General features: G+C 72.1%; 21 protein-coding genes and 1 riboswitch. Of the genes, 4 read left to right on the top strand and 17 right to left on the bottom strand.

Going from position 1 to position 23,442, the window contains the following annotated elements; translation table 11 throughout:
• Positions 1 to 53: 53 nt before the first annotated feature.
• From ACJ9NR_RS32335 to ACJ9NR_RS32310, 6 genes are all read right to left on the bottom strand, one after another.
• Positions 54 to 653: a GTP-binding protein gene (locus ACJ9NR_RS32335; protein WP_412491148.1), complete on the bottom strand. Its 600-nt coding sequence runs from the start codon at positions 651 to 653 to the stop codon at positions 54 to 56.
• Positions 631 to 1,002, bottom strand: coding sequence for a DUF742 domain-containing protein (locus ACJ9NR_RS32330; RefSeq protein ID WP_412491149.1), 372 nt, complete (start codon positions 1,000 to 1,002; stop codon positions 631 to 633). The genes ACJ9NR_RS32335 and ACJ9NR_RS32330 overlap by 23 nt, the downstream gene beginning before the upstream one ends.
• 2 nt (positions 1,003 to 1,004) lie before the next feature.
• Positions 1,005 to 1,439 (bottom strand): roadblock/LC7 domain-containing protein, encoded by a 435-nt coding sequence (locus ACJ9NR_RS32325; protein WP_384255112.1) that lies wholly within the window; start codon positions 1,437 to 1,439, stop codon positions 1,005 to 1,007.
• 62 nt (positions 1,440 to 1,501) lie between these two features.
• The gene (locus ACJ9NR_RS32320) at positions 1,502 to 3,616 is read right to left on the bottom strand and encodes a sensor histidine kinase (RefSeq protein ID WP_412491150.1); all 2,115 of its coding nucleotides are present in this window, start codon (positions 3,614 to 3,616) and stop codon (positions 1,502 to 1,504) included.
• A gap of 504 nt (positions 3,617 to 4,120) precedes the next feature.
• Positions 4,121 to 4,966 (bottom strand): DUF429 domain-containing protein, encoded by an 846-nt coding sequence (locus ACJ9NR_RS32315; RefSeq protein ID WP_412491151.1) that lies wholly within the window; start codon positions 4,964 to 4,966, stop codon positions 4,121 to 4,123.
• Positions 4,967 to 4,989: 23 nt separating this feature from the next.
• A complete protein-coding gene (locus ACJ9NR_RS32310; RefSeq protein WP_412512746.1) occupies positions 4,990 to 6,273 on the bottom strand; it encodes an MBL fold metallo-hydrolase in 1,284 nt (427 codons plus the stop codon).
• Between the two features lie 228 nt (positions 6,274 to 6,501).
• Between ACJ9NR_RS32310 and ACJ9NR_RS32305 the strand changes: the two genes are divergently transcribed.
• From ACJ9NR_RS32305 to ACJ9NR_RS32295, 3 genes are all read left to right on the top strand, one after another.
• Entirely contained in the window at positions 6,502 to 7,680 is a 1,179-nt protein-coding gene (locus ACJ9NR_RS32305) for a glutamate dehydrogenase (protein WP_412491153.1), read from the top strand.
• A gap of 128 nt (positions 7,681 to 7,808) precedes the next feature.
• Positions 7,809 to 8,099: a hypothetical protein gene (locus ACJ9NR_RS32300; protein ID WP_412491154.1), complete on the top strand. Its 291-nt coding sequence runs from the start codon at positions 7,809 to 7,811 to the stop codon at positions 8,097 to 8,099.
• Positions 8,100 to 8,145: 46 nt separating this feature from the next.
• Complete coding sequence (locus ACJ9NR_RS32295; protein ID WP_412491155.1) at positions 8,146 to 8,766, top strand: TetR/AcrR family transcriptional regulator; 621 nt, start codon at positions 8,146 to 8,148, stop codon at positions 8,764 to 8,766.
• A gap of 45 nt (positions 8,767 to 8,811) precedes the next feature.
• On the opposite strand, the gene ACJ9NR_RS32290 is transcribed toward ACJ9NR_RS32295, so the two are convergent.
• The 3 genes from ACJ9NR_RS32290 to ACJ9NR_RS32280 all read right to left on the bottom strand — a co-directional run bounded on the left by ACJ9NR_RS32290 (position 8,812) and on the right by ACJ9NR_RS32280 (position 13,344).
• Positions 8,812 to 9,597 (bottom strand): SGNH/GDSL hydrolase family protein, encoded by a 786-nt coding sequence (locus tag ACJ9NR_RS32290; RefSeq protein WP_412491855.1) that lies wholly within the window; start codon positions 9,595 to 9,597, stop codon positions 8,812 to 8,814.
• A 280-nt stretch (positions 9,598 to 9,877) separates the two neighbouring features.
• Entirely contained in the window at positions 9,878 to 10,798 is a 921-nt protein-coding gene (locus ACJ9NR_RS32285; RefSeq protein ID WP_412491156.1) for a M23 family metallopeptidase, read from the bottom strand.
• 4 nt (positions 10,799 to 10,802) lie between these two features.
• Positions 10,803 to 10,970: riboswitch (cyclic di-AMP (ydaO/yuaA leader) on the bottom strand.
• 295 nt (positions 10,971 to 11,265) lie between these two features.
• On the bottom strand, positions 11,266 to 13,344 hold the full coding sequence (locus ACJ9NR_RS32280; protein ID WP_412491157.1) for an alpha-galactosidase: 2,079 nt from the start codon (positions 13,342 to 13,344) through the stop codon (positions 11,266 to 11,268).
• A gap of 182 nt (positions 13,345 to 13,526) precedes the next feature.
• On the opposite strand from ACJ9NR_RS32280, the gene ACJ9NR_RS32275 reads away from it, so the two are divergent.
• Positions 13,527 to 14,324 carry a tyrosine-protein phosphatase gene (locus tag ACJ9NR_RS32275; RefSeq protein WP_412491158.1) on the top strand — a complete coding sequence of 266 codons (798 nt, stop codon included), beginning with the start codon at positions 13,527 to 13,529 and terminating at the stop codon, positions 14,322 to 14,324.
• A gap of 28 nt (positions 14,325 to 14,352) precedes the next feature.
• Here ACJ9NR_RS32275 and ACJ9NR_RS32270 read toward each other — a convergent pair whose 3' ends face one another.
• The 8 genes from ACJ9NR_RS32270 to shc form a co-directional block, all read right to left on the bottom strand.
• A complete protein-coding gene (locus tag ACJ9NR_RS32270; protein WP_412491159.1) occupies positions 14,353 to 14,478 on the bottom strand; it encodes a DUF6126 family protein in 126 nt (41 codons plus the stop codon).
• Positions 14,475 to 15,116 (bottom strand): helix-turn-helix domain-containing protein, encoded by a 642-nt coding sequence (locus ACJ9NR_RS32265; RefSeq protein WP_412491160.1) that lies wholly within the window; start codon positions 15,114 to 15,116, stop codon positions 14,475 to 14,477. Before ACJ9NR_RS32265 ends, ACJ9NR_RS32270 begins: the two co-directional genes overlap by 4 nt.
• Before the next feature lie 73 nt (positions 15,117 to 15,189).
• Positions 15,190 to 16,575, bottom strand: a complete 1,386-nt coding sequence (locus tag ACJ9NR_RS32260; RefSeq protein WP_412491161.1) for an aspartate aminotransferase family protein — start codon at positions 16,573 to 16,575, stop codon at positions 15,190 to 15,192.
• The gene (dxs, locus tag ACJ9NR_RS32255) at positions 16,572 to 18,503 is read right to left on the bottom strand and encodes a 1-deoxy-D-xylulose-5-phosphate synthase (protein ID WP_412491162.1); all 1,932 of its coding nucleotides are present in this window, start codon (positions 18,501 to 18,503) and stop codon (positions 16,572 to 16,574) included. Before dxs ends, ACJ9NR_RS32260 begins: the two co-directional genes overlap by 4 nt.
• A 31-nt stretch (positions 18,504 to 18,534) precedes the next feature.
• Positions 18,535 to 19,710, bottom strand: a complete 1,176-nt coding sequence (gene ispG / locus ACJ9NR_RS32250) for a flavodoxin-dependent (E)-4-hydroxy-3-methylbut-2-enyl-diphosphate synthase (protein WP_412491163.1) — start codon at positions 19,708 to 19,710, stop codon at positions 18,535 to 18,537.
• Between the two features lie 4 nt (positions 19,711 to 19,714).
• Positions 19,715 to 20,737, bottom strand: a complete 1,023-nt coding sequence (hpnH, locus tag ACJ9NR_RS32245; protein ID WP_412491164.1) for an adenosyl-hopene transferase HpnH — start codon at positions 20,735 to 20,737, stop codon at positions 19,715 to 19,717.
• 5 nt (positions 20,738 to 20,742) lie between these two features.
• On the bottom strand, positions 20,743 to 21,384 hold the full coding sequence (locus ACJ9NR_RS32240) for a phosphorylase family protein (protein ID WP_412491165.1): 642 nt from the start codon (positions 21,382 to 21,384) through the stop codon (positions 20,743 to 20,745).
• On the bottom strand, positions 21,381 to 23,384 hold the full coding sequence (gene shc, locus ACJ9NR_RS32235; protein WP_412491166.1) for a squalene--hopene cyclase: 2,004 nt from the start codon (positions 23,382 to 23,384) through the stop codon (positions 21,381 to 21,383). Before shc ends, ACJ9NR_RS32240 begins: the two co-directional genes overlap by 4 nt.
• Positions 23,385 to 23,442: the final 58 nt, after the last annotated feature.

Genomic DNA, 23,442 nt, shown 5'->3' with positions numbered 1-23,442 from the left:
CTCGGTCACTGTGGACGTGGGTCATGTACGGACTCCGTGGCGGTGTGCGGGGATCACATGTGGGCGCGGTGGCTCGGCGCCGGCGCGGGCGCGTGGGCGAGGAGGTGCCGTACGAGCGTCAGCAGGGTCTGCACCCCGGAGCTGGAGATCCGGGCGTCGCAGCGCACCACCGGGATCTCCGGGGGCAGGTCGATGGCGGCCCGGACCTCCTCGGGGTCGTAGCGGTAGGAGCCGTCGAACTCGTTGATCGCGACGATGAAGCCGAGGCCGCGTTGCTCGAAGAAGTCGACGGCCGCGAAGCACTCCTCCAGGCGGCGCGTGTCGGCGAGGATGACCGCGCCGAGCGCACCCTCGGAGAGTTCGTCCCACATGAACCAGAACCGCTCCTGCCCGGGCGTGCCGAACAGGTACAGCACATGCTCGGGATCGAGGGTGATGCGGCCGAAGTCCATGGCCACCGTGGTCTCGACCTTGTTCTCGATCCCGTCGAGACGGTCGGTCGCGGCGCTGACCGTGGTGAGCAGCTCCTCCGTGCTGAGCGGCGCGATCTCGCTGACCGCCCCCACGAAGGTCGTCTTGCCGACTCCGAACCCTCCCGCGACCAGGATCTTCAGTGCGGTCGGGAAGGGGTCAGAGCTGTCGTCGTAGTCCATCGAGCACTGCCTCCAGAAGGGCCCGGTCAGTCGGGTTGTGGTGGAACTCGGGGGGCTTGGTGGTGAGCGCCCCGCAGTCGACGAGGTCCGACAGCAGCACCTTGGTGACCACCGCCGGCAGCTTCAGGTGGGCGGCCACCTCGGCGACCGAGACGGGCGCGCGGCACAGGTCGAGCACCTGCGTGTGCTCGGGTCCCAGATAGCCGAGGGGGGTGGCGCCGGTGGCCATCACGTGCGACAGGAGGTCGAGCGCGATGGTGGGCCGGGTGCGGCCGTTGCTGACGGTGAACGGGCGCACGAGCCGGCCGGCCGCGTCGTCGAGCCAGGGCCCGTCGCCGACCGCCGCCACGCTCAAGGCCTCATCGCCGGCGGTTCGACGGCGTGCTGCCGGGGCGCGGTGACCAGGTAGGGGCGGACGCTCTTGACGAGCATCGCCATCTCGTAGCCGAGCACAGCCGCGTCCGCCTCGCGGCCCGCCAGCACGGCGAGACACGTGCCGGAGCCGGCGGTCGTCACGAACAGCAGGGTCGAGTCGAGTTCGACGACGACCTGGCGGACGTCGCCGCCGTCGCCGAAGCGGACTCCGGCGCTGCGGCCCAGGGAGTACAGGCCGGAGGCCAGCGCGGCCATGTGGTCGGCGCTGTCCGGGTCGAGGCCGTGGACCGACTTCACGAGCCCGTCGCAGGACAGGAGCACCGCACTGGTGGTGTGGGGCACGCGCTGCACGAGGCCGCTCATCAGCCAGTCGAGATCGGATACATGGCCGGTCGGCACATCGCTCGCCATGGTGGATCGACTCCTTGGGGTACGAAGGTCTGCGGGAGCGGTGGGGGTGGTGGCAGAGGTGGTCATCCGGCCGGCGCGCTCCCGTCGTGCCGGGTGGGGTGGTCGATGCCGCGGGCGGACGCGGGGCGCGCCTCGGTCATGTGGGACGGGTCCATGGGGGTTGGGTCCATGGGGTGCGGCGGGTGGGGAGGGGTGCGGCCCGCGTTGAGCGCATCCAGGGCCGAGGGCGGAAGGGTGGCGGGGGGTTCCGTGTGGCCCGGGCCCATGAGCGGGTACAGCCCCGCGTGCGCGGTCCGCTCCCCCGGGCCGGGCTCCCGGTGCGCCGGGAACGCCGTGTGTTCCGGCACGCCGTGGATGACCCCGGTGTGCCCGGACTCCAGGTCCTGCTGGGCCTCCGCCAGGCCGATGCCCCGCTGGAAGGCCGCCATCAGGCCCGGGTCGTGGCCGGCGACGTGGTCGGTGTCCTGCCGGGGGGCCGGGCCGTCGCGCAGCTGGGGCACGATGTGCTCCTGGGCGCGGCGGCGGGGCAGACGGGGCTTGCCCATGGTGCCGCGGACCGTTCCGGTACGGGGTGCGGGCGGCTCGGCCGTGTTCTCCGCGACGCGCTGCCGCTCGTCGGGGCGGATGCCGGGCACGGCCTCGGCCGGGTTGGCCCGCTCGTCGTGGGCTCCGCGCACCGGCAGCGGTCCGCCCGCGCCCGGGGCACTGCCGTGGAGAGGGGGCCCGTCGGGCACGGACTGCGCGGTCTCCTCCCGCGGTTGCGCACGGCGCGGGGCCCGTGGCTCGGGCACGACACGCAGCCCGGCCGTCCCGGACGCGGAGGGGGCCGGCGGCTGCGCCTGCAGCTGCGGTTGCGGTTGCTGCTGCGGGGAGGGCGCCGGCGGCGCGGACATGCCTCCCGCCCCCACCGCTCCCATGCCGCCCTGCAGTTGCGCCTGCGCCTGGGCGGCGGCGTCTTCGGGGACGCCCGGCCCGGAACCCAGCAACTCCTGCGGCACCACGAGGACGGCCTGCACGCCGCCGTAGATATTGGTCTGCAGACGGACGTCGATGCCGTGCCGCCGGGCGAGCTGGGAGACGACGAACAGTCCGATACGGCCGTCCGCGAGCAGGCTCGCGACATTGACCTGGTCGGGGTCGTCGAGCAGGGCGTTCATCTTCTTCTGCTCGCCGACCGGCATGCCCAGGCCGCGGTCCTCGACCTCGACGGCGAGGCCGGAGGTGACGAGGTTGGCGCGCAGCAGGACCTGGGTGTGCGGGGCGGAGAACACCGAGGCGTTCTCGACGAGTTCGGCCAGCAGGTGGATCACGTCGGCGACGGCGTGGCCGCGCAGGGTGCCGTCGATCGGGGGCACCAGCTTGACCCGGGAGTACTGCTCGACCTCGGCGATGGCCGAGCGCAGCACCTCGGTCATGGAGACGGGACGGCTCCACTGGCGGCGCGAGACGGCGCCGCCGAGGACGGCGAGGTTCTCGGCGTGCCTGCGGATGCGGGTGGCGAGGTGGTCGACGTGGAAGAGCCCCTTGAGCAGGTCGGGGTCCTCGATCTCGTTCTCCAGCTCGTCGAGGATCGAGATCTCCCGGTGCACCAGCGACTGCAGCCGCCGGGCGAGATTGACGAAGACTTCGAGCTTCTGCTCGCTGCCCGCCTGGCTGGAGAGCTGCGCGGCCTGCACGACGGCGGTGACGGCGCCGTCGTGCGCCCGGCTCAGATCGGCGGCGAGCAGTTCGAAGTCGTCGGCGCCGTCGGGCGGGCCGCCGCGCGGCTTGCGCCGGGGCGGCGTCTCGCCGCGGCGCAGCGTCTCGACGAGGGCCCTCAGGTCGGCCTCGCCGCGGGCGCTGCTGCGCCGCAGCGCCCCGACGCGGTCGCTGACCGAGCGGGCGGCGCGGTCGGCGGCCACGACGGCGATCAGGATGCCGGCGAGCGTGACCGCGGCGGCGCCGGCCATCACCCCCCACAGGGTCGGGCCCGGCCGTACGCCGGTCGAGCGGACGGTGAACAGCACGGCCGCGGCCGCGCTCAGGGCCACCGCGACCGGTGGCAGCACCGCGAGCCGCATCAGCTGGGGCCGTATGTGAGCCTCGGGCAGCAAGGGAACGGGACGGGCGACCGGCCGTCCGTGCCGCCCGCCCTCGCGGCGGTCTGCGCGTGCGGCCGGGGCGCGGAGGTGAGACATCGGTGTCCTCGTCGTACTGGTCCGTCGGTGCCGAAGCGCGGGCTGCGCTTTTCGGGCAGGCGGCGCCCGATGGACACTCACAGTAGTCGGCAACGCATCATGTGCGGTGGGCAGTTGACAAAGTCCCACGCGTAGCGTCCCGCTCTGGTATGAGGCTTCGTACGACAGACCGACAAACCGAGCGGAGTCATGTACCTGTCGGCGAACGGATCGATCAGAGCTGGTCAGAACCGGTCACGAGGGAACGGTGACGGCCGGGCGGCGACCGCTCCACGGCGTGCACCGACTGATCCCTCCCGCTCGCCGCCGATCCCTTCCGGACCGCCCCGAGGCGCTCCCGCACCCACAGAACCACTCCCCCGAACATCACTCAGAGTGTCGACAGCAGTCGTGGGCACGGTCCCTCGCGTGCCGGGCCCCGCACCGGGAGCGGGAGCGGCCACCGTGCTCCGGACCACGCCGTCGGCCACCGGCGCGGCATCGCGCTCCCGCGGGCGCGAACCGTCAGCGCAGGGCCGCCAGGTCACCGCCCGGCAGATGGATCCAGCCCTCCTGCCGGGCGGCGGCGCGTTCGTCCGCCGTGCGCGGCCACCGGGTGGCGCCGAGCAGCACGGCACGGGCGACCAGCGCGCAGATCAGGGCGTCGAGGTGGTCGTGGCTGTCGAGGCACGCCGCGCGCGCCGGCCCGGGCAGGGGGAGGCCGAGGCCCGCCTCGATGGAGGCGAGCACGTGTGCGCGCATCTCTCGCGACTCCGGCCCGGCGTTCTTGTAGCTGCGGAGGGGCCGGACGTCCCACAGCCTCAGCGCGGCGGCGGGGTAGACCTCGGCGACCGGGCCCGAGCCGTCGCGGGGCACCGGGACGTCCGCGGCCGCGAGAGCGTCCAGCAGGCGGGCCGCGCGCAGGGCGACGACACCCAGCAGGTCGGTGGAGACCGACAGCGGGGGGCGCGTCGTCGTGGCCTTCCAGGTGAGGTCGTCGGTGAGCCGGAACCGCAGCGGGTCCAGGCCCGCCCGGCCGTCCGCACGCTCCTCGAACCGGGGCCGCGGCGGCAGCCGCAGGCCCTGGTGGTGGGCCAGGACCGTCGCGACGAAATCCGACGGCCAGCCGAGCGGGCAGTCCAGGCCGGTCTTGTCGGCGGACCGGATCAAGGCGAGCAGGTCCTCGTCGGCCGACGCTACGGCGAACTCCGCCGTCACGGTGCCCCGGTCCGTCCACTCCATCCGGCAGACGGCGGTCCGCCGGGCGCTCGCGGCGAGGTCGATCCCGACGGTCACCGCCTGCCGCCGCCGCGTGCCGGTGTCCTCCCCCGGCACCTCGGCCCCGCTCACGGCCTGCTCCGGGCGGCTCACGGCCTGCTCCCCTCCGGGCGCGGTCAGTTCACCGGAACCGTCTCGGGCTCCCCCGTGCCCTCGGCGCCGTCCGCGTCGGCCGGGGCATCGCCGCGCGGGCCGGCGGCCGTCCCCGCCGCGTCGGCCGGGGCATCGCCGCGCGGGCCGGCGGCCGTCCCCGCCGCGTCGGCCGGGGCGTCGGACCAGCCGCCCACCGGGGTCAGGGCGACGGCGCGCCACCACGGCTCGGCCGGGACGGCCTCGGCGGTGGGCTCGAAGGGCTCGCCGGGCCGCGGCACGGCGATACGGGAGCCCGTCGCGCGGGCGGCCGTGACGGTGCCCTCGCCGGGCTCCGCCCACGCGTGCGTGGCCAGGTTGAAGGTGGCCCAGTGGATCGGCATCATCACGCCCCGGGGCTCACCGCCCTGCAGGTCGAGGTGGGCGCGCATGCCCTCGGTCGGCGTCATGTGGATGTCGGGCCAGAAGTCGGAGTACGCGCCGATCTGGATCATGGTGGCGTCGAAGGGGCCGTGTTCGGCGCCGATGTCCCTGAAGCCGTCGAAGTACCCGGTGTCGCCGCTGTGGAAGATGCGGTGCTCGGGGCCGGCGACGGACCAGGAGGCCCACAGGGTGTGCTGGGTGTTGCGCAGCCCGCGGCCGCAGAAGTGGCGGGCCGGGGTGGCGGTCAGGGTGAGGCCGCCGGCCTCGGTCGTCTCGTGCCAGTCCAGCTCGCGCAGCCGGTCGGCACGGACGCCCCAGCGCTCGAGGTGGGCGCCGACCCCGAGGGGCACGGCGAACAGCGTGTCCGTGCCCGCCAGGGCCTTGATGGTGGGCAGGTCGAGGTGGTCGTAGTGGTCGTGTGAGATGACGACGACGTCGACCGGCCCGAGCGCGGCCAGCGGCAGCGGCACCGGGTGCAGCCGCTTGGGCCCGACGAAGGAGAAGGGGGAGCAGCGCTCGCCCCACACCGGGTCGAAGAGCACCCGCCGCCCGTCGATCTCGGCGAGCACGCTGGAGTGGCCCATCCAGGTCAGCCGCAGCCCGGTGGCGGGCGGCCGGGCGATGTCGGCGAGCGTCGTGGGGTGGACGGGCACGGTGCCCTCGGGGGAGCGCCGGGGGCGCTCGTCCTTGTCGAAGAAGACCTTCGCGAAGTCCGTCGCCGAGCCGGAGGGCCGGGTCCGGGCGGCACCGCCGGGATTCTGGAAGACACCGTCCTTGAAGTGGGGCGATCTGCGGATGCGCGCCATGCGCTCACCGCTCGGGTCCGCGCCGAAGGCCTCGGGCCGCAGCGCACGGAGCCCGGACCTCAGGGAACGGAAACCGGACACGGTACCTCCAGGTGGATCGGGTGAGGCGTTCCATTATGGTCGGCGGCTCCGACAACACCCCTCTGGTGCGGGGGCACCGCGCGCTTTCCAAGGAAAGCCCAAAGAACCACGTCCTCGATGAACCCCGGAACGCCGGCGTCCATTCCTGTCACCATGCACATGCCCGCCTCCCGTCACCACGCGCCTGCCCGTCGCGGTGCCGTACGGGAACCGTTTCCGAGGAGTCTCATGACCGCCCCCCTGATGTCGCTCACCTGGACCGACCACCTCACCGGCCGCCAGGGCTTCCTGGTCGTCGACCGGCTGGTGCGCGGCGTCTGCAGCGGCGGCCTGCGCATGCGCGAGGGCTGCACCCTGGAGGAGGTCACGGGGCTGGCCCGCGGCATGACCATGAAGGAGGCGCTGCACTACGACCCCGAGGGCCGCTACGTCCCCCTCGGCGGCGCCAAGGGCGGCATCGACTGCGATCCCCGGGACCCGCGGGCGTACCCGCTCCTGGTGCGCTACCTGCGCGCCGTGAAGCCGTACGTCGAGCGGTTCTGGACCACCGGTGAGGACCTCGGCCTCAGCCAGGACCTGGTGGACCGGGCGGCCGCCGAGGCGGGGCTGGTGTCGTCCGTCCAGGCCGTCTACCCCCTGCTCGACGACGAGGCGGCCGCGAGACGGCGGCTCTCGGACGCCTTCGCGGTCGAGGTGGACGGCATCGGGCTGGACGAACTGGTCGGCGGCTGCGGCGTCGCCGAGGCGGCGCTGACGGCCCTGGACCGGGCGGGCGTTCCGCACCCGGGGACGCGGGTCGCCGTGCAGGGCCTCGGCACCATGGGCGGGGCCACGGCCCGCTTCCTCACACGTGCGGGCCTCACCGTGGTGGCCGTCGCCGACATCAAGGGCACCATCGCCAATCCGTCCGGCCTCGACGTCGAGACCCTGCTGGCCGCACGGGACGCCTACGGCACCGTGGACCGCGCGGTGCTGCGGCCCGGCGACCGCGAACTGCCCGGCGAGGCCTGGCTGTCGGTTGAGGCGGAGGTGCTGGTGCCGGCGGCGGTGTCGTACGCGATCGACGCCGCCGAGCAGGAAAAGGTCACCGCCCGCTGGATCGTCGAGGCGGCCAACATGCCCGTCCTGCCCGAGGCGGAGGAGCGGCTGGCCGCGCGCGGGGTGACCGTGCTGCCCGACGTGGTCGTCAACTCCGGTACGAACGCCTGGTGGTGGTGGACCCTGTTCGGCGACATCGGCCCCCGCGCGGACGAGGCGTTCGGCCGCGTCCGGCGCTCGATGCGCACCCTGGTGGAGCGGATGCTGGCCCGCGCGGAGGCCGACGGCACCACCCCGCGCGCGGCCGCGCACGCCATCGTCGCCGACCGGCTGCCGCTGATCGCCGAACGCTTCGGGTGGTACCGGTGACGGCCCCGGAAGCGCGCGGTGCGTCCTGCCCCGGCCGGCGAGCGGGCCGCATGGGACCGGTGCCCGGACCGGCCGGCTCCGGCAGGTGGTCCGGGACGGTGGAGAGGGCGTCGGTAGGGTCGGGCACCATGACCGTTCAACTGTGCGTCGTGCTGTGGGGGCGGCCCGGTGCCGCCGGGGCCCTGGCCGCCTACGAGGACAAGGTGCTGGCCCTGCTGGGCGGACACGGCGGGCGGCTGGTGCAGCGCGCCCGGGCCGACGGGACGGACGGCAGGCCGGACGAGATCCAGCTCATCGAGTTCGCCTCGCAGGCCGGGTACGACGGCTACCTGGCCGACGCGCGGCGCACCGCGCTGGCCGCCGAGCGCGACGCGGCGATCGCGCGCACCGATCTGTATCCGGTCGAACTCGTCAAGTGACGGTCCGGCCCCGGCACCGTGCGCCGCGACGCAATAGGGTGACCGGGTGGCGAGAGTGCGGTTGGGCGTGGCCGAGCGGCGTGCGGAGCTGCTGCGGGCCGCCATCGAGCAGATCGAGGCGCGGGGCGTGGCCGCGGTCAGGATCGCCGACGTCGCCTCGGCGCTCGGTGTGAGCAACGCGCTGGTGCTGTACCACTTCTCGACGAAGGAGAAGCTGGTCGCCGCCGCGTTCACCTTCGCGGCCGAGGACGACCTCGCCCATCTGCGCAAGCTGCTCGGCCGCCGTACGACGGCGCTGCGGCGGCTGCGCTCGGCGGTGCGCTGGTACGCGCCGACGGGCCAGGCCAAGGGCTGGCGGCTGTGGATCGAGGGCTGGGCGGCGGCGCTGCGCGAGCCGGCGCTGCGGGAGGTCACGCGCGACCTGGACAAGCAGTGGAAGGCGGCGCTCGCCGAGGTGATCGCCGAAGGGGCGGCCGGGGGCGAGTTCCGCTGCCCGGACCCGCACGGCGCGGCCCTGCGCCTGACGGCCCTGCTCGACGGGCTCGCCGTGCAGATGACGTCGTACGGCGGCGCGATCTCCCGCGCGCGGGCGCAGGAGTGGGTGGACGACGCGCTGGCACGTGAACTGGGCATGGAGCGGGCGGCGTTGACGGCGTCCGGGCACTGAGCCCCCGCCCGGGGCGGGGGCCCACGTCCGGCGGACCCGGAGGCCTCAGGCGACCGAGGAGATCCGCATCCTGATGTCGTCCGGGGACAGCGTGCCCTTCGCCGTCACGTGATCGCCGGAGGACTCGCCGCGCAGCCGCCGGCCGATCCAGGGCACCAGGTACTCGCGCGCCCACTGCACGTCGTCCCGGCGGATCTCCAGGGCGCCGCGCGGCGGCAGCGGCGGCCAGGGCTGGTCCGGGTCGGCCGGGATGTCGAGACCGAGGACCTGCCCGGCGCGCAGCGCGACGCGCGTGTGCCCTTCGGGTGAGAGGTGGAGCCGGTCGCCGTCCCAGGCCCGGCGGTCCTGCACGGTCTTGAGGGACCACAGGTCGAGCACCGGGCAGCCGTAGCGGTCCGCGATGGCCCGGACATGACCGTTGTAGGTGGCGATCTTGCCGCGCAGGCGCTGGAGCACGGGAACGCCGCGGGTGTCGAACCCGGTCGTCACCATGACCGTTCCCGCGGCCTCGGTGAGCCGGGCGACGGCCCGCTCGAAACGCTCGGCGACCTCGTCGGGGTCGGTGCCCGGCCGGATGATGTCGTTGCCGCCCGCGCAGAAGGAGACCAGGTCCGGCTCGAGGGCGATCGCCTGCGGCACCTGGTCCGCCACGATCTGGTCGAGCAGCTTCCCGCGCACCGCCAGGTTCGTGTAGCCGAAGTCGCCCTCGGGCCGCCGGTCCGCGAGGAGCACGGCGAAACGGTCGGCCCAGCCGACGTACGCCCCGTCGGGGCCGGGATCGCCGACGCCCTCGGTGAAGCTGTCCCCCACCGCGACGTACGACCCGATCACTGCTCTGCTGTCACTCTTCGAATCGTCTGCCACGTCGACCGATGATCCACCTTTGAATGTGACCTACGCGACCGTAAGAAAGCGCCGGAAGGGCTTGACGGGCGGTGAGATAAGACACTTCTAAAGTGTTCGCCAAGCTCGGAATAACCGTCCGGACCGCACTGTTGCCTTCTCAACTGCCCTGTCTGTGCGCGGAGTCCGTGCGCGGACATACCGAAGGCCGGACCCGGGGATCGAGGTCCGGCCTTCGGCAGCGTGTCAGGAGAGGTGGCAGGGGGGGTCAGCCGACGGTGACGCCCTTCGAGCGGAGGTAGGCGACCGGGTCCACGTCGGAGCCGTAGTACGGCGTGGTGCGGATCTCGAAGTGCAGGTGCGGGCCGGTCACGTTGCCGGTCGCACCGGAGAGGCCTAGCTGCTGGCCGGCGGTCACGGCCTGGCCGGCCGAGACGGATATCCGGGACAGGTGGCCGTACTGGGCGTAGTGGCCGTCGGCGAGCCTGATGACGACCTGGTTGCCGTACGCGCCGCCCCACCCGGCGGAGACCACCGTGCCGGTGCCGACCGCCCTGACGGTGGTGCCGGTCGGGACCACGAAGTCGACGCCGGTGTGGTAGCCGCTGGACCACATGCTGCCGGCCACCTTGTAGCCGGTGCCGATGGCGGAGCTGTTCACCGGGAGGGTGAAGCCGCTGCCGGTGGTCTCGGACGCCTGCGTGGCGGTGGTCTTCCTGCCGGCCGGCTTCTTGGCGGACGGCTTCTTGGCGGAGGCCTTCGGAGCCGTGGAGGACCGGGCGGCGCTCGGCGCGGCCTTCTTGCCGAGCGTGAGCTTCAGGCCGGGGTGGATCAACGACGGGTCGTCACCGACGGCCCGGCGGTTGTCCGAGTAGAGCTTCTTCCAGCCGCCGTCCACATGCTGCTCGCCGGCGATCTTCGAGAGACAGTCACCGGCGCGCACCGAATAGGTGCGAACGCCGTTGCCGGCCACGGCATTCTTCTTCTCCGTGGCCTTTTTCCCGGCGCTCGGAAGGGACTGGACGGCCTTTTGGGAAACCGACTGGGAAACGGAGTCCGCGGTGGCGGCGTGGGCGCCGGTGGCCCCCATCAGCGGGAGTGCGAGCGCGGCGCCACCGGTTCCGGCGACGGCCATGGTGCGGGTGAAGCGCAGGGACTTCGGACGGCGGTGCTTACCCTTCGCGGGCATGACGAATTCCTCTCCGGCGCCTACGAGGTGAGCTGTCGGGTGCGGGCTGGAGATGCCCGGCCGCGCGTTCGACGCGGCTTTACCCCTAGCCGTTCCGGAGACCGGAACAGGCGGTGATTCCTGTGGGTCCCCCGCTCCTGCCGTTCACGGGTGAGTTGTGCGGGCACCGGACGGCGGCAGGATTGGGCGTCCGTCCGGATCGGTGGTGAACGTAGGCGACGAGGACGCAAAGGGACAAGTGACGGTTCCCCGTGAAAGCGATTCTGTTGATCCTTGAGGGGAAACCGTGGTGACCCAGCGTTATTCGAAGGCTGTCTTCGCAGGCGAATTCCCTTGTCCGGCGCGTCCATTACGTGAACATGACGGACCACGTTCGGTCACGGATATGACGCTCCTCACGCACCGCGCCGCCAGGAGGCCCTATTTACGAGCGAGTTGGAGCGAAAAGACCAATACGGACACACCGCTCACACGCGGCGCAGACGGACGACGGCCGCGTCGAGATCGCCGCGCAGCCCGGTGCGCAGTCCGTGGTGGAGCAGTACGGCACCTCTGTGGATTTCACCCGTTTCAAGGCATTCGTACGAAGCGGCCGGATCGAGACCCCTGAGCCGCAGCGCGGGCACGGGTTCGCCGTGGCTCTGCGCCTGCAGCCAGGCCAGGACGACCGCCTCGTCCCCGCGTACGTACTGCACCGCGCTCAGCCCGCCCGCGGGCGGCCGCAGCCGGTAGAGGTCCCCCTGCTGCACCAGGGGGCGGATCTCCTTGTAGAGGGCCACCCACTCCCCCGCCTCGGCCAGCTCCTCCTCGCTCCAGCGGGTGAGGTCGCCGCCGACGCCGAGCACTCCGGCCATGGAGCTGACGAACCGGAAGCGCAGCGAGCTGACGCGGCCGTTGAGCTGGGTGTTGGGGCTGTCGGTGACCCAGGCCGCCATCACGCGCGCGGGGTGGATCTGGCTGAAGCCGTGCTGGATGGCGAGCCGGTCGAGCGGGTCGGTGTTGTCGGAGGTCCACACCTGGTCCGTACGGCCCATGATCCCGAGGTCGATCCGGCCGCCGCCGCCCGAGCACGACTCGAAGGCGACACCCGGGTGGGCCGCGCGCAGCCGGTCCAACAGGCCGTACAGGGCGTGGACATGGTCGGTCCACAGCCGCTGCGGGTAGGGCTCGCCGGGCCAGCCCGCATCGGTGAAGCAGCGGTTGAAGTCCCACTTCACGTAGTCGATCGGGGCGCTGGACAGCAGCGCGTCGAGCTGCTGCCACAGGTGGTCCTGGACATCCTCGCGGGCCAGGTTCAGTACGAGCTGATTGCGGAACTCCGTCCGCTTTCGTCCCGGCTGGAACTGGACCCAGTCCGGATGCTCGCGGTAGAGGTCGCTGTCCGGGTTGACCATCTCGGGCTCCACCCAGATGCCGAACTGCATGCCGAGGGCGTGCACGTACTCCGCGAGGGGCCTGAGCCCCTTCGGGAAGCGGTCCGGGTTGGGCGACCAGTCGCCGAGCCCGGCCCGGTCGCTGGTGCGCCGGCCGAACCAGCCGTCGTCGACGACGAACAGCTCGACGCCGATCGCGGCGGCCCGCCGGGCGAGCACCGACTGCTGCTCCTCGGAGATGTCGAACTCCGTGGCCTCCCAGGAGTTGAACAGCACCGGCCGGTCCCGCTGCGCGTCCGGGATCACGTACGCGCGCTGGTAGGCGTGCCAGGCACGGCTCGCCCCGCCGAAGCCGCCCTCGCTCCACAGGCCCGCGAAGACGGGCGTGGTCCAGGACTGCCCCGCCTCCAGGCGCAGCAGCCCGGAGTCGTCGTATCCCGAGCCGCCGGTGATCTGCACGCGTGCGTCGGGCAGCTGCGCCACCGCGATCCGCCACGAGCCCGACCAGCCGAGCGCGCAGCCGTAGACCTCGCCGCGCTCCTCGCTCGCGTCGGTGTCGAGGGCGACCCAGGGCAGGTGCTGGTGCCCGGTGTGACCGCGTCGGCTGCCGATGACCTTCTCGCCGTAGGTCAGGGGTGCGCGGGTCAGCCGGGACTCGGCGGCCCAGCGGCCGTGCAGCTGGGACAGTCGCCAGTCCTCCCGCTCGGGCAGCGTCCAGGTGGCGGAGTCGGCCCGCAGCAGCTCCAGGGCGGGGCCCTCGTTGTCCAGGCTCACCCAGCGTTCCAGGACGTCGTGCCGCATCCGGTAGTGCAGTGTGATCGTCAGGCCGCCGTCGCGGAAGCGCAGGCGCAGTGCGCCGTCGTCGCCGGGCTCGGTGCCGTGGCCGTCGAAGCGCCACTCGGTGCCGCGCCGCTCGTCGGTGCGGACGGACAGGGCGGGGCGCACGAAGCGGGGTCCGCCCTCGACCGGGTACTCCTCGCGCCCGTCGAGCGGCGACTCGAAGGGCCGGTAGTCGGGCAGCGGGCGCACGGCGAGGGCCTCGGCGTCGGCGAGCGCGATCCTCGGGCCCCAGTGCAGGTGCAGCAGTTCGTCGTCCTCCGTGAGGTGGACGGCGTAGCTGCTCGCCGGCCCGCTCAGGAGCCATGTACGGCCGTTGTCGGCGATCTCGAGCATGACAGCCCCCACAGATAAGAAACAGATACGAACAGGTGCGCTCAATCCCCAACATCATCAAGGGCGGCGGGGCCCGGCCGCAACGCCTGTGGACAACTCATTGCCTCAGGAATCCATGTCGTATGGTCGACTGAGCGCCCGTCGACGAGTCGCGCCGTTCGGGCGGAGTGGGAGGAGCACACGTGACGCAGCAGGTCCCGTCGACCGAACCCGAACTCGCCGGTGTCCGCAACTTCCGTGACGTCGGCGGCCTCCCGACCACGGACGGACGACGGGTGCGGTACGGGGTGCTGTTCCGCAGCGGGCACCTCGCGCACGCGACCGAGGAGGACGCCGCCTTCCTGTCCTCCCTGGGGCTGCACACCATCTTCGACTTCCGCAACGCCGCGGACCAGAAGCTGGAGGGCCCGGACGTCGAGCTGCCGGGCGTGCGCAATGTGAACCTGCCGCTGAGCGACCCGGCGGACGGCGCCGAGTTCTGGAAGATGGTGCGCGACGGCGAGATCGAGCAGCTGCGCGGCATCCTCGGCGACGGGCGGGCGGCCGGCCGGATGGTCACCTCCTACCGCACCATCATCAAGGAGCGCACCGCCGAGCACGCGCGTGTGCTGCGCTCGCTCGCCGACGACAGCGTGCCCGCGCTGATGCACTGCGCGGCGGGCAAGGACCGTGCGGGTCTGTCGATCGCCGTGACGCTGCTCGCCCTGGGCGTCGAGCGCGAGGCGATCGTCACGGACTACCTGGAGTCCAACGCCAAGCACCGCCGCTACAAGGTGCACCGCAGCAGCTCCTCCGGCGCCGGCTACTCGCCCGAGGTCATGGAGCTGCTCAGCCCCCTGTTCGAAGCCCGCGCCGAATACCTGGCGGCGGCCTTCGAGACGATCGAGGAGACCTGGGGAGACGTCGACTCCTACCTGGAGCAGGGACTCGGGCTCACCGCGCGGCTGCGCGCGGGCCTGCGCGAGCGGCTGCTCGACTGAGCCGGGGCGCCGCGGCGGCACCCCGGCCCTACTTCGCGCCGACCGAGAACAGCAGATAGACGAAGGCCGCGAACAGGTGCCCGACGGCGATGTAGATGACCAGCCGCACCCACAGGCCGCGGGGGAACTTCTCCTCCATGTCGCTGTTGCTCATGGCATGTCTCCGGTGATCGGGCCCAGGCACAACGTGGCAGTGGGGCTCTGCAGCAGGGTGTGGACGAACAGGAGCTCGACGCCGTCGGTGCCCTGGGCGGCGATCCGGTGCGGGGTCAGCGAGTCGAAGTGCGCGCTGTCGCCGGGGCCGAGCTGGTGCGTGGTGTCCCCCAGGCGCAGCCGGAGCCGCCCTCCGAGGACATGCAGCCACTCCTCGCCGGGGTGCACGCGCACGATGTCACGCTGCGAGCCGTACGGGACGTGCACGCGCAGGGCCTGCATCCCGCGACCGGGCGCGCCGGCCTGCCAGTAGGTCCAGCCGCCCGCGACGGTCGGCTCCATGTCCGCGGCGCGCACCACGGCGTCCCGGTCGGCGACCGTCTCGCCGAGCAGTTCCGAGACCGTCGTACCGTAGATACGGGCGAGAGCGAGCAGCACCGGCAGCGAGGGCTGGCGCTGGCCGGTCTCCAGCCGGGAGAGATGGGCCGGTGACAGCCCGGCCGTGCGGGCCGCGGCCTCCAGCGTGAGGGAGGCACGGCGGCGCAGGGCGCGGAGCTGGGGTGCGACGGAGGGCAGCAGGTCCTCCGGCCCGGCCGGGGCGCCGCCCGGCGGCGCGGGCCGGGTCTCGGGAGAGGTCATGCCCTCCATTCAGCCGCAGCTTTGCCCCCCGGGCAATTTTCTTGCCTCTGAGGCAAAAACCCGCGTGCGGCCCTCAGCGGTTGGCCACCGCCTGCTTCATCAGTGTCTTGCCGAAGTCCCACATCAGGGTGCCGCCGCTGTGCGCGTCGTCCATCACGGCCGTGAAGGCGTCGACGAAGCGGTCCACGTCGGCCTCGTCGATGACCAGCGGCGGGATCAGCTTGATCACCTCGAGGTGGTCGCCGGAGACCTGGGTGAGGATGCGGTGGCGCTGCAGCAGCGGCACCACGACCATCTGCGCGAACAGGCCCTTGCGCGCGGCCTGCAGCATGGTCCAGCGGCTGCGCAGCTTCAGCGACCTGGGCCGGCCGAACTCGATGCCGATCATCAGGCCGCGGCCGCGGACGTCGGCGAGCAGCTCGTACTTGTCGATCAGAGCCGCCAGCCGGGACTTCAGCCGCTCCCCGGTCACCCGCGCGTTGGCGACGATCTGCTCCTGCTCCATGACCGACAGCACGGCGAGGCCGGCCGCCATGGCCTGGGCGTTGGAACCGAAACTCGCCGAGTGGACGAGAACCCGGTCCAGCGACGAGTAGACCTTCTTGAAGATCCAGTCCCTGCCGAGGGTGGCGGAGACCGGGACGTAGCCGCCGGACAGTGCCTTCGCCACGCACACCAGGTCCGGCTCGACGCCCTCCTCGTGCTGGTAGGCGTAGAAGTCGCCGGTCCGGCCGAGGCCCGTCTGCACCTCGTCGGCGATCAGCAGCGCCTTGTGCCTGTGCAGCAGCTCCTGGGCGGCGCGCAGATAGCCGGGCGGCGCTGCGTGCACGCCCTTGCCCTGGATCGGCTCGACGATCAGCGCGGCGACGTCGCCGCGCTTCAGCTCCCGCGCCAGGGCGTCGAGATCGCCGAGGGGTACGGGGGTGTCGGGCAGCAGCGGGGCGAAGCCGTCGCGGAAGCCGTCCTCGCCGTTGACCGACAGGGAGCCGGTGGTCAGGCCGTGGAAGGCGTGGTCGCAGTACAGGACCCTCGGCTTCCCGCTCGCGTACCGGGCGAACTTCAGCGCCGTCTCCACCGCCTCCGTGCCGCTGTTGCCGAAGAACACCCGGTCCAGGTGCGGGCTGTGCGTGAGCAGCTTCTCGGCCAGCAGCCCGGGCAGCGGCTGGCAGTCGAAGCGGGTGAGGTCGGCGAGCTGGGCGTCGAGGACGTCGTGCAGCGCCTTGCGGACGACGGGGTGGTGGCGGCCCAGGCCCATCACCCCGAACCCGGCGAGCATGTCCAGGTAGTCGTTGCCGTCCGCGTCCCAGAAGTGGGCGCCCTCGGCGCGCTCGTAGACCTTGTCGAAGCCGATGGTGTGCAGCATGCGCGGGAGCTGCGGGTTGAGGTGTCTGCCGTGCAGCTCGTAGCGCTCGGCTCCGCGCTCGGCCAGGAGGGCGCCGAGGTCGAACTCCTTGGTCATTCCGCCTTCTCCTTGAGGGTGCCGCCCGGCTGCTGCCCGACGGCCAGGGTGTCCTCGGCCTCCTTGACGGCGAGGCTCGCGCTGATCCGGCCGGCGACCTCGACGGGGGTGAGGCCGATGTCGGCGAGGACCTCGCCGCGCTTGGCGTGGGCGAGGAACTGCTCGGGGATGCCGAAGCGGCGTACGGGGACGTCGACCTCGGCGTCGCCGAGTGCCAGCGCCACCGCGGCGCCGACCCCGGAGGCGCGGCTGTTGTCCTCGACGACGGCCACCATGCGGTGCTCGGCGGCGAGGCCGGGCAGCGCCGGGTCGACGGGCTTGACCCAGCGGGGGTCGACGACGGTGCAGCCGATGCCGCGGGCCTCGAGCAGTTCGGCGGCCTGCAGGCAGACCGGCGCCATCACGCCGACGGCGACGAGCAGCACCTCGGGCGTGCCCGCGCCGCGGTGCAGGACGTCCAGACCGCCCACCCGGTCGATCGCCGGTATCCGCGGGCCGACGTTCTCCTTCGGGAAGCGGACCAGGGTGGGCGCGTCGTCGACGGCGACGGCCTCGCGCAGCTGGGCGCGCAGCTGGTCGGCGTCGCGCGGGGCGGCGATTCTCAGGCCGGGGACGACCTGGAGGATGGACATGTCCCACATGCCGTTGTGGGAGGGCCCGTCGGCGCCGGTCACGCCGGCCCGGTCCAGGACGAAGGTGACGCCGCAGCGGTGCAGGGCGACGTCCATCAGGAGCTGGTCGAAGGCGCGGTTGAGGAAGGTGGCGTAGACGGCGACGACCGGGTGCAGGCCGCCGGTGGCCAGGCCGGCCGCGGAGACGGCGGCGTGCTGCTCGGCGATGCCGACGTCCCAGACGCGGTCGGGGAAGCGCTCGGCGAACTTGCCGAGCCCGACCGGGTGCAGCATGGCCGCCGTGATGGCGACGACGTCCTCGCGTTCCGCTCCGATGGCGGCGATCTCGTCGCCGAACACCGAGGTCCACGAGGGCCCGCCCGGTACCAGCGGCTCGCAGGTGCGCGGGTCCATCACGCCGACGGTGTGGAAGTGGTCCTCCTCGTGGGCGAGGGCGGGTTCGTAGCCGCGGCCCTTCTCCGTGAGGCAGTGGACGAGGACCGGCCCGTGGAAGCGTTTCGCGCGCCGCAGCGCGGACTCGACGGCCCCGATGTCGTGCCCGTCGATCGGGCCCACGTACTTCAGGCCCAGGTCCTCGAACATGCCCTGCGGGGCGAAGGCGTCCTTGAAGCCTTTCTTGGCGCCGTGCAGCGACTCGTAGATGGTGCCGCCGACGACCGGTGTGTGCAGCAGGACCTCCTTGCCCCAGGCGAGGACCTTCTCGTAGCCGTCGGTGGTGCGCAGGGTGGCCAGGTGGTTGGCGAGGCCGCCGATGGTGGGCGAGTAGGAGCGCTCGTTGTCGTTGACGACGATGATCAGCGGCCGGTCCTTGGCGGCCGCGATGTTGTTGAGCGCCTCCCAGGCCATGCCGCCGGTCAGGGCGCCGTCGCCGATGACGGCGACCACGTGCCCCTTCTCCCCCTGCACCTGGCGGGCCTTGGCCAGGCCGTCGGCCCAGCCGAGCGCCGTGGAGGCGTGGCTGTTCTCGACGATGTCGTGCTCGGACTCCTCGCGCGAGGGGTAGCCGGACAGGCCGCCCTTGCCGCGCAGCTTGGAGAAGTCCTTGCGGCCCGTCAGGATCTTGTGCACGTAGCTCTGGTGGCCGGTGTCCCACACGATGCGGTCGACGGGCGACTCGAAGACCCGGTGGAGTGCGATGGAGAGTTCCACCACCCCCAGATTGGGCCCGAGGTGTCCGCCGGTCCTGGCGACCGCGTGCACCAGGAACTCCCGGATCTCCTCGGACAGTTCGCCGAGTTCCGCCTCGGACAGCGCCTTCAGGTCACGTGGTCCCCGGATGTTCTCCAGAATCGTCACGCTCGGGCCCCCTCTCGGTCCGTGCCTTGCTTCAACTCACAGTCACTGCCGGTTTCCCCGTGACGGTGGGGGCGCCCGATGCGGCCCCGTCCTGCTCCATCTGCTCGGCGATCTTCATCGCCTCCTCGATCAGGGTCTCCACGATCTTCGACTCGGGGACGGTCTTGATGACCTCGCCCTTGACGAAGATCTGGCCCTTGCCGTTGCCGGAGGCGACCCCCAGATCCGCCTCCCGTGCCTCGCCGGGACCGTTGACCACACAGCCCATGACGGCCACCCGCAGCGGGACCTCCATGCCGGTCAGGCCCGCGGTGACCTCCTCGGCCAGCTTGTAGACGTCGACCTGGGCCCGCCCGCAGGACGGGCACGACACGATCTCCAGGCGCCGCTCCCTGAGGCCCAGCGACTCCAGGATCTGGATGCCGACCTTGACCTCCTCGACCGGCGGAGCGCTCAGCGAGACGCGGATGGTGTCGCCGATGCCCTGGGAGAGCAGGGCGCCGAAGGCGACGGCGGACTTGATCGTGCCCTGGAAGGCGGGCCCGGCCTCCGTCACGCCCAGGTGCAGCGGATAGTCGCACTGCGCGGCGAGCTGCCGGTAGGCCTCGATCATCACGACCGGGTCGTTGTGCTTGACCGAGATCTTGATGTCGCGGAAGTCGTGCTCCTCGAACAACGACGCCTCCCACAGCGCCGATTCGACGAGCGCCTCCGGCGTCGCGCGGCCGTACTTCTGCAGCAGCCGCTTGTCGAGGGAGCCCGCGTTGACGCCGATGCGGATGGGGGTGCCGTGGTCCTTCGCGGCCCGCGCGATCTCCTTGACCTGGTCGTCGAACTTCTTGATGTTGCCGGGGTTCACGCGGACCGCCGCGCAGCCCGCCTCGATCGCGGCGAACACGTACTTCGGCTGGAAGTGGATGTCGGCGATGACCGGGATCTGGGACTTCCTGGCGATGGTGGGCAGCGCGTCGGCGTCGTCCTGCGTGGGGCAGGCGACGCGGACGATCTGGCAGCCGGAGGCGGTGAGTTCCGCGATCTGCTGCAGGGTGGCGCCGACGTCGGAGGTGCGGGTCGTCGTCATCGACTGCACCGAGACCGGGGCGCCGCCCCCGACCGGGACTGGCCCGACGTGGATCTGCCGCGACACGCGCCGCTCGGCGATCGGCCGGGCCGGCATCTCGGGGACTCCCAGGGCGATGGCGGTCACGGCGTCACTCCCGGTTCCCGGACACCGTCTCGCGCATGGCGCGCAGGGACTCCTTGAGCGAACCCATGGTGGCCATGACGGCGGTGGGCTCGTAGCCGCAGTGCGCCATGCAGTTGGCGCAGCGCGGGTCCTTGCCGCGGCCGTACTTGTCCCAGTCCGTCTCCTCGATCAGCTCGCGGTACGTCGGCACGTACCCGTCGCTCATCAGGTAGCAGGGGCGCTGCCAGCCGAAGAGCGAGTAGTTCGGGATCGCCCACGCGGTGCAGGGGAAGTCGACCTTGCCCTCGAGGAAGTCCAGGAACAGCGGCGAGTGGTTCAGCCGCCACTTGCGGCGGTTGCCGCCCGCGAAGGCCTTCTTGAACAGCTCACGGGTCTGCTCCACGCCCAGGAAGTGCTCCTGGTCGGGTGCCTTCTCGTAGGCGTAGGCGGGCGAGATCATCATCTCGTCGACCTGGAGGTCGTCGTTGAGGAAGTTGAGCACCTCGATGATGGTCTGCGGGGTGTCGGTGTTGAAGAAGGTCGAGTTGGTGGTGACCCGGAAGCCGCGCCGCTTGGCCTCCTTGATCGCCTCCACGGCCTCGTCGAACACGCCCTCCTTGGCCACGGACTCGTCGTGCCGCTCACGCAGCCCGTCGATGTGCACCGCGAAGGCGAAGTAGGGGGAGGGCTTGAACTTGTCCATCTTCTTGCGCAGCAGCATGGCGTTGGTGCACAGGAAGACGTACTTCCGCTTGGCCACCAACTGCCGCACGATCTCGTCGATCTGAGGGTGCATCAAAGGCTCGCCGCCCGCGATGGACACCATCGGCGCACCGGACTCCAGCACGGCTCCGACCGCCTGGGCGACCGGCATGCGCTGCTTGAGCACGCCCGCCGGGTGCTGGATCTTGCCGCAGCCCTCGCACTTCAGGTTGCATGCGAAGAGAGGTTCCAGCTCCACGATCAGCGGAAACTTGTCCCGCCTGCGGAGCTTCTGTTCAGCCAAGTACGTAGCGACCTTGATGGACTGGCGCAGCGGCATGGCCATCTGGCTCACCTCCTGGGGAGCAGCAAAGAACGGTGCCATTCGAAAAAAGCCGGAAGAACGGCGCGCAGGACTCGGAAGGCCGATATTCCACCGAGCACGGTGCCGATCCGGACGAGTTCATGTTCTGGAGCGTCCACGACCACCCGTACGGCCGCAACCGGGCGCTCACCGGCGCGGACGGCGCTCAGAAGCGTCGCCGCGGATTCCATGTCGACCCCGATCGCGCCGGTCGCGAGCAGACCGGACCGTTCGTGACCGCGGACGACGTGATCGGAGCCGACGACCGGACCGGTGTGGACGGTCCGTCCGGGCACTGCCCGCGCGAGCTCCTTGGCCAGCAGGTCGGTCCCCACGCACCGGACGGTTCCGTCCGGATCGCGGGTCTCCTCGGCCACCACCAGATCGCCCGGGTGCATCCCGGGCGCGAGCCCGGCGCAGAAGCCGGTGGCCAGCACGGCGGCCTCGCGCAGGGCCGGGCCGGCCAGCCGCCGGGTGACCGACCGCCGCGCCGCCTTCGGCCCCATGCCGGTCCGCACGAAGGTGACCGGCCCGCCGGCCCCGCCGCGCTCGCCCGTGCGCAGGGCGAGGTGCTCGATGCCGAGCGCGCAGGCGATCAGCAGCGGGGCTGGAGCGGGCTGTGTGCTCATCGACCCCCCTTGCCGGCGGCGGTCACGACGCGCGGCTCGCCGTGCACGTACCGGCCGAGCGCGGTCAGCGGGAAGACCTGCCGGTACAGGTGGTAGTTGATGGAGAAGTCCCAGGGGAAGCCGGTCCCGGTGAAGTACGGCTCGTCCCAGGAGCCGTCCTCGCGCTGGGTGGCCGCCAGCCACTCGACGCCGCGCTCGACGGCCTTGGAGTCCTTCTCCCCGGCCGCCAGCAGCGCCATCAGCGCCCACGCGGTCTGCGAGGCGGTCGAGGCGCCCCGGCCGCTCCACTCCGTGACGTCCTTGTAGGAGCGCAGGTCCTCCCCCCAGCCGCCGTCGTCGTTCTGCACCTTCTCCAGCCAGGCCACGGCCCGCCGGATCGCCGGGTGCGAGCCGGGCAGTCCGGCCGCGGTCAGTGCGGGCACCACGGAGCCGGTGCCGTAGATGTAGTTGACGCCCCAGCGTCCGAACCACGAGCCGTCCGGCTCCTGTTCGGCCAGCAGCCACTCGATGCCGCGCCGGGTGCGCGGGTCGTGCGAGAGGCCCTCGACGGCCAGCATCTCCACCACGTGCGCGGTGACGTCGGCCGACGGCGGGTCGATGACCTCGCCGAAGTCGCAGAACGGCAGCCGGTTGGGGAAGGGGCTGGTGTTGTCGACGTCGAAGGCACCCCAGGCGCCGTTCCTCGACTGCATGCCGAGGTTCCAGCGCACCGCGCGCCCGATCGCCTTCTCCACCCGCTCCGGGTCGTGGTGGGTGACCCGGCGCAGCGCGAGAGCCACCTCGGCGGTGTCGTCGATGTCCGGGTAGTTGTCGTTGTGGAACTCGAACGCCCAGCCGCCGGGCGGCAGTTGGGGCCGCTTGACGGCCCAGTCGCCGGGCCGCACGATCTCCTCGCCGAGCATCCAGTCCGCCGCTCTGACGAGTTGCGGATGGTCGGCGGGCACACCCGCGTCGGCGAGCGCGATGGTGGCCAGGCAGGTGTCCCACACCGGCGACTGGCAGGCCTCGATCATCCGGGCCCCGTCCTCGCGCCACACCGCGAACCGGTCCAGGGAGGCCAGCCCCTCGCGCATCACCGGGTGTTCGAGGTCGTAGCCGAGCAGGTACAGGGCGATGACGGAGTACACGGCCGGCGGCTGGATGCCGCCCCAGCAGCCGTCGTTCTCCTGCCGCTCGATGATCCAGCGGGCGGCGGAGTTCATGGCGGCCCTGCGCAGCCGGCGCGGCACGACCTTGCGCGCCCGGTGCAGCATCTTGTCCAGGCGCTGGAAGGCGCCGTCCCAACTCGCCACCGGGGCCAGGGGCTTGGCCGGGTTGGGGTCACTCGCGTCGGTGTGCAGCTCGTCCAGCGGGAAGGGCGCGGGACGTACCGGCCGCTTGGCGGAGACGATCGTGAGCGGCACGATCGTCTGCCGGGCCCAGCAGCCGAAGTCATAGATGTTCAGCGGCATCCACGAGGGGAAGTAGATCAGCTCCGGCGGGAGTTCGGGCAGGTCCTCCCACTTCCACCAGCCGAACAGGGCGAGCCAGATCCGGGTGAAGACGCGCGAGGCGGCGATGCCGCCCTGCTCGCGGATCCACGCCGAGGCCTTCGCCATGTGCGGGGCGTCCGGGGTGTCGCCGGCCAGGCGCAGGGCGACGTAGGCCTCGATGGTGGTGGACAGCTCGCCCGGTCCGCCGTAGAAGGTGGCCCAGGTGCCGTCCTCGCGCTGCTCGCCGCGGATGAAGAGTGCGGCGGCGGTCGCGGTGGCCTCGTCCAGGATGCCCAGGAACTGCCGCAGGAGCAGGTCCTCGGCGTCCATGGTCACGTTGGTCTCCAGGTCGCCCTTCCACCAGCCCTCCGCGTCCTGCCGGGAGAGCAGGAAGTCGGTGGCGCGCTGGGTGGCGCGTACGGCGACGTCGTGCACCCCGGCCGTCGCGGGGCTCGTGCTGTCGGTGTCGCTGGCCGAGGCAGGCCGGGGCGGGAGGGCCCCGGCACTTCCGTCGGTCGTCGCTGTCATGGCTTCCCCTTCGTGCAGTCGTGCGACTCGTGCTGCTGTGGGTCCGCCGTCGGCCGGT

It is taken from the genome of Streptomyces sediminimaris (genome assembly GCF_047049295.1).
Taxonomy (GTDB): domain Bacteria; phylum Actinomycetota; class Actinomycetes; order Streptomycetales; family Streptomycetaceae; genus Streptomyces; species Streptomyces sediminimaris.
The sequence above is the reverse complement of the archived record's forward strand: the minus strand, read 5'-3'. Positions and strand labels throughout refer to the sequence as shown.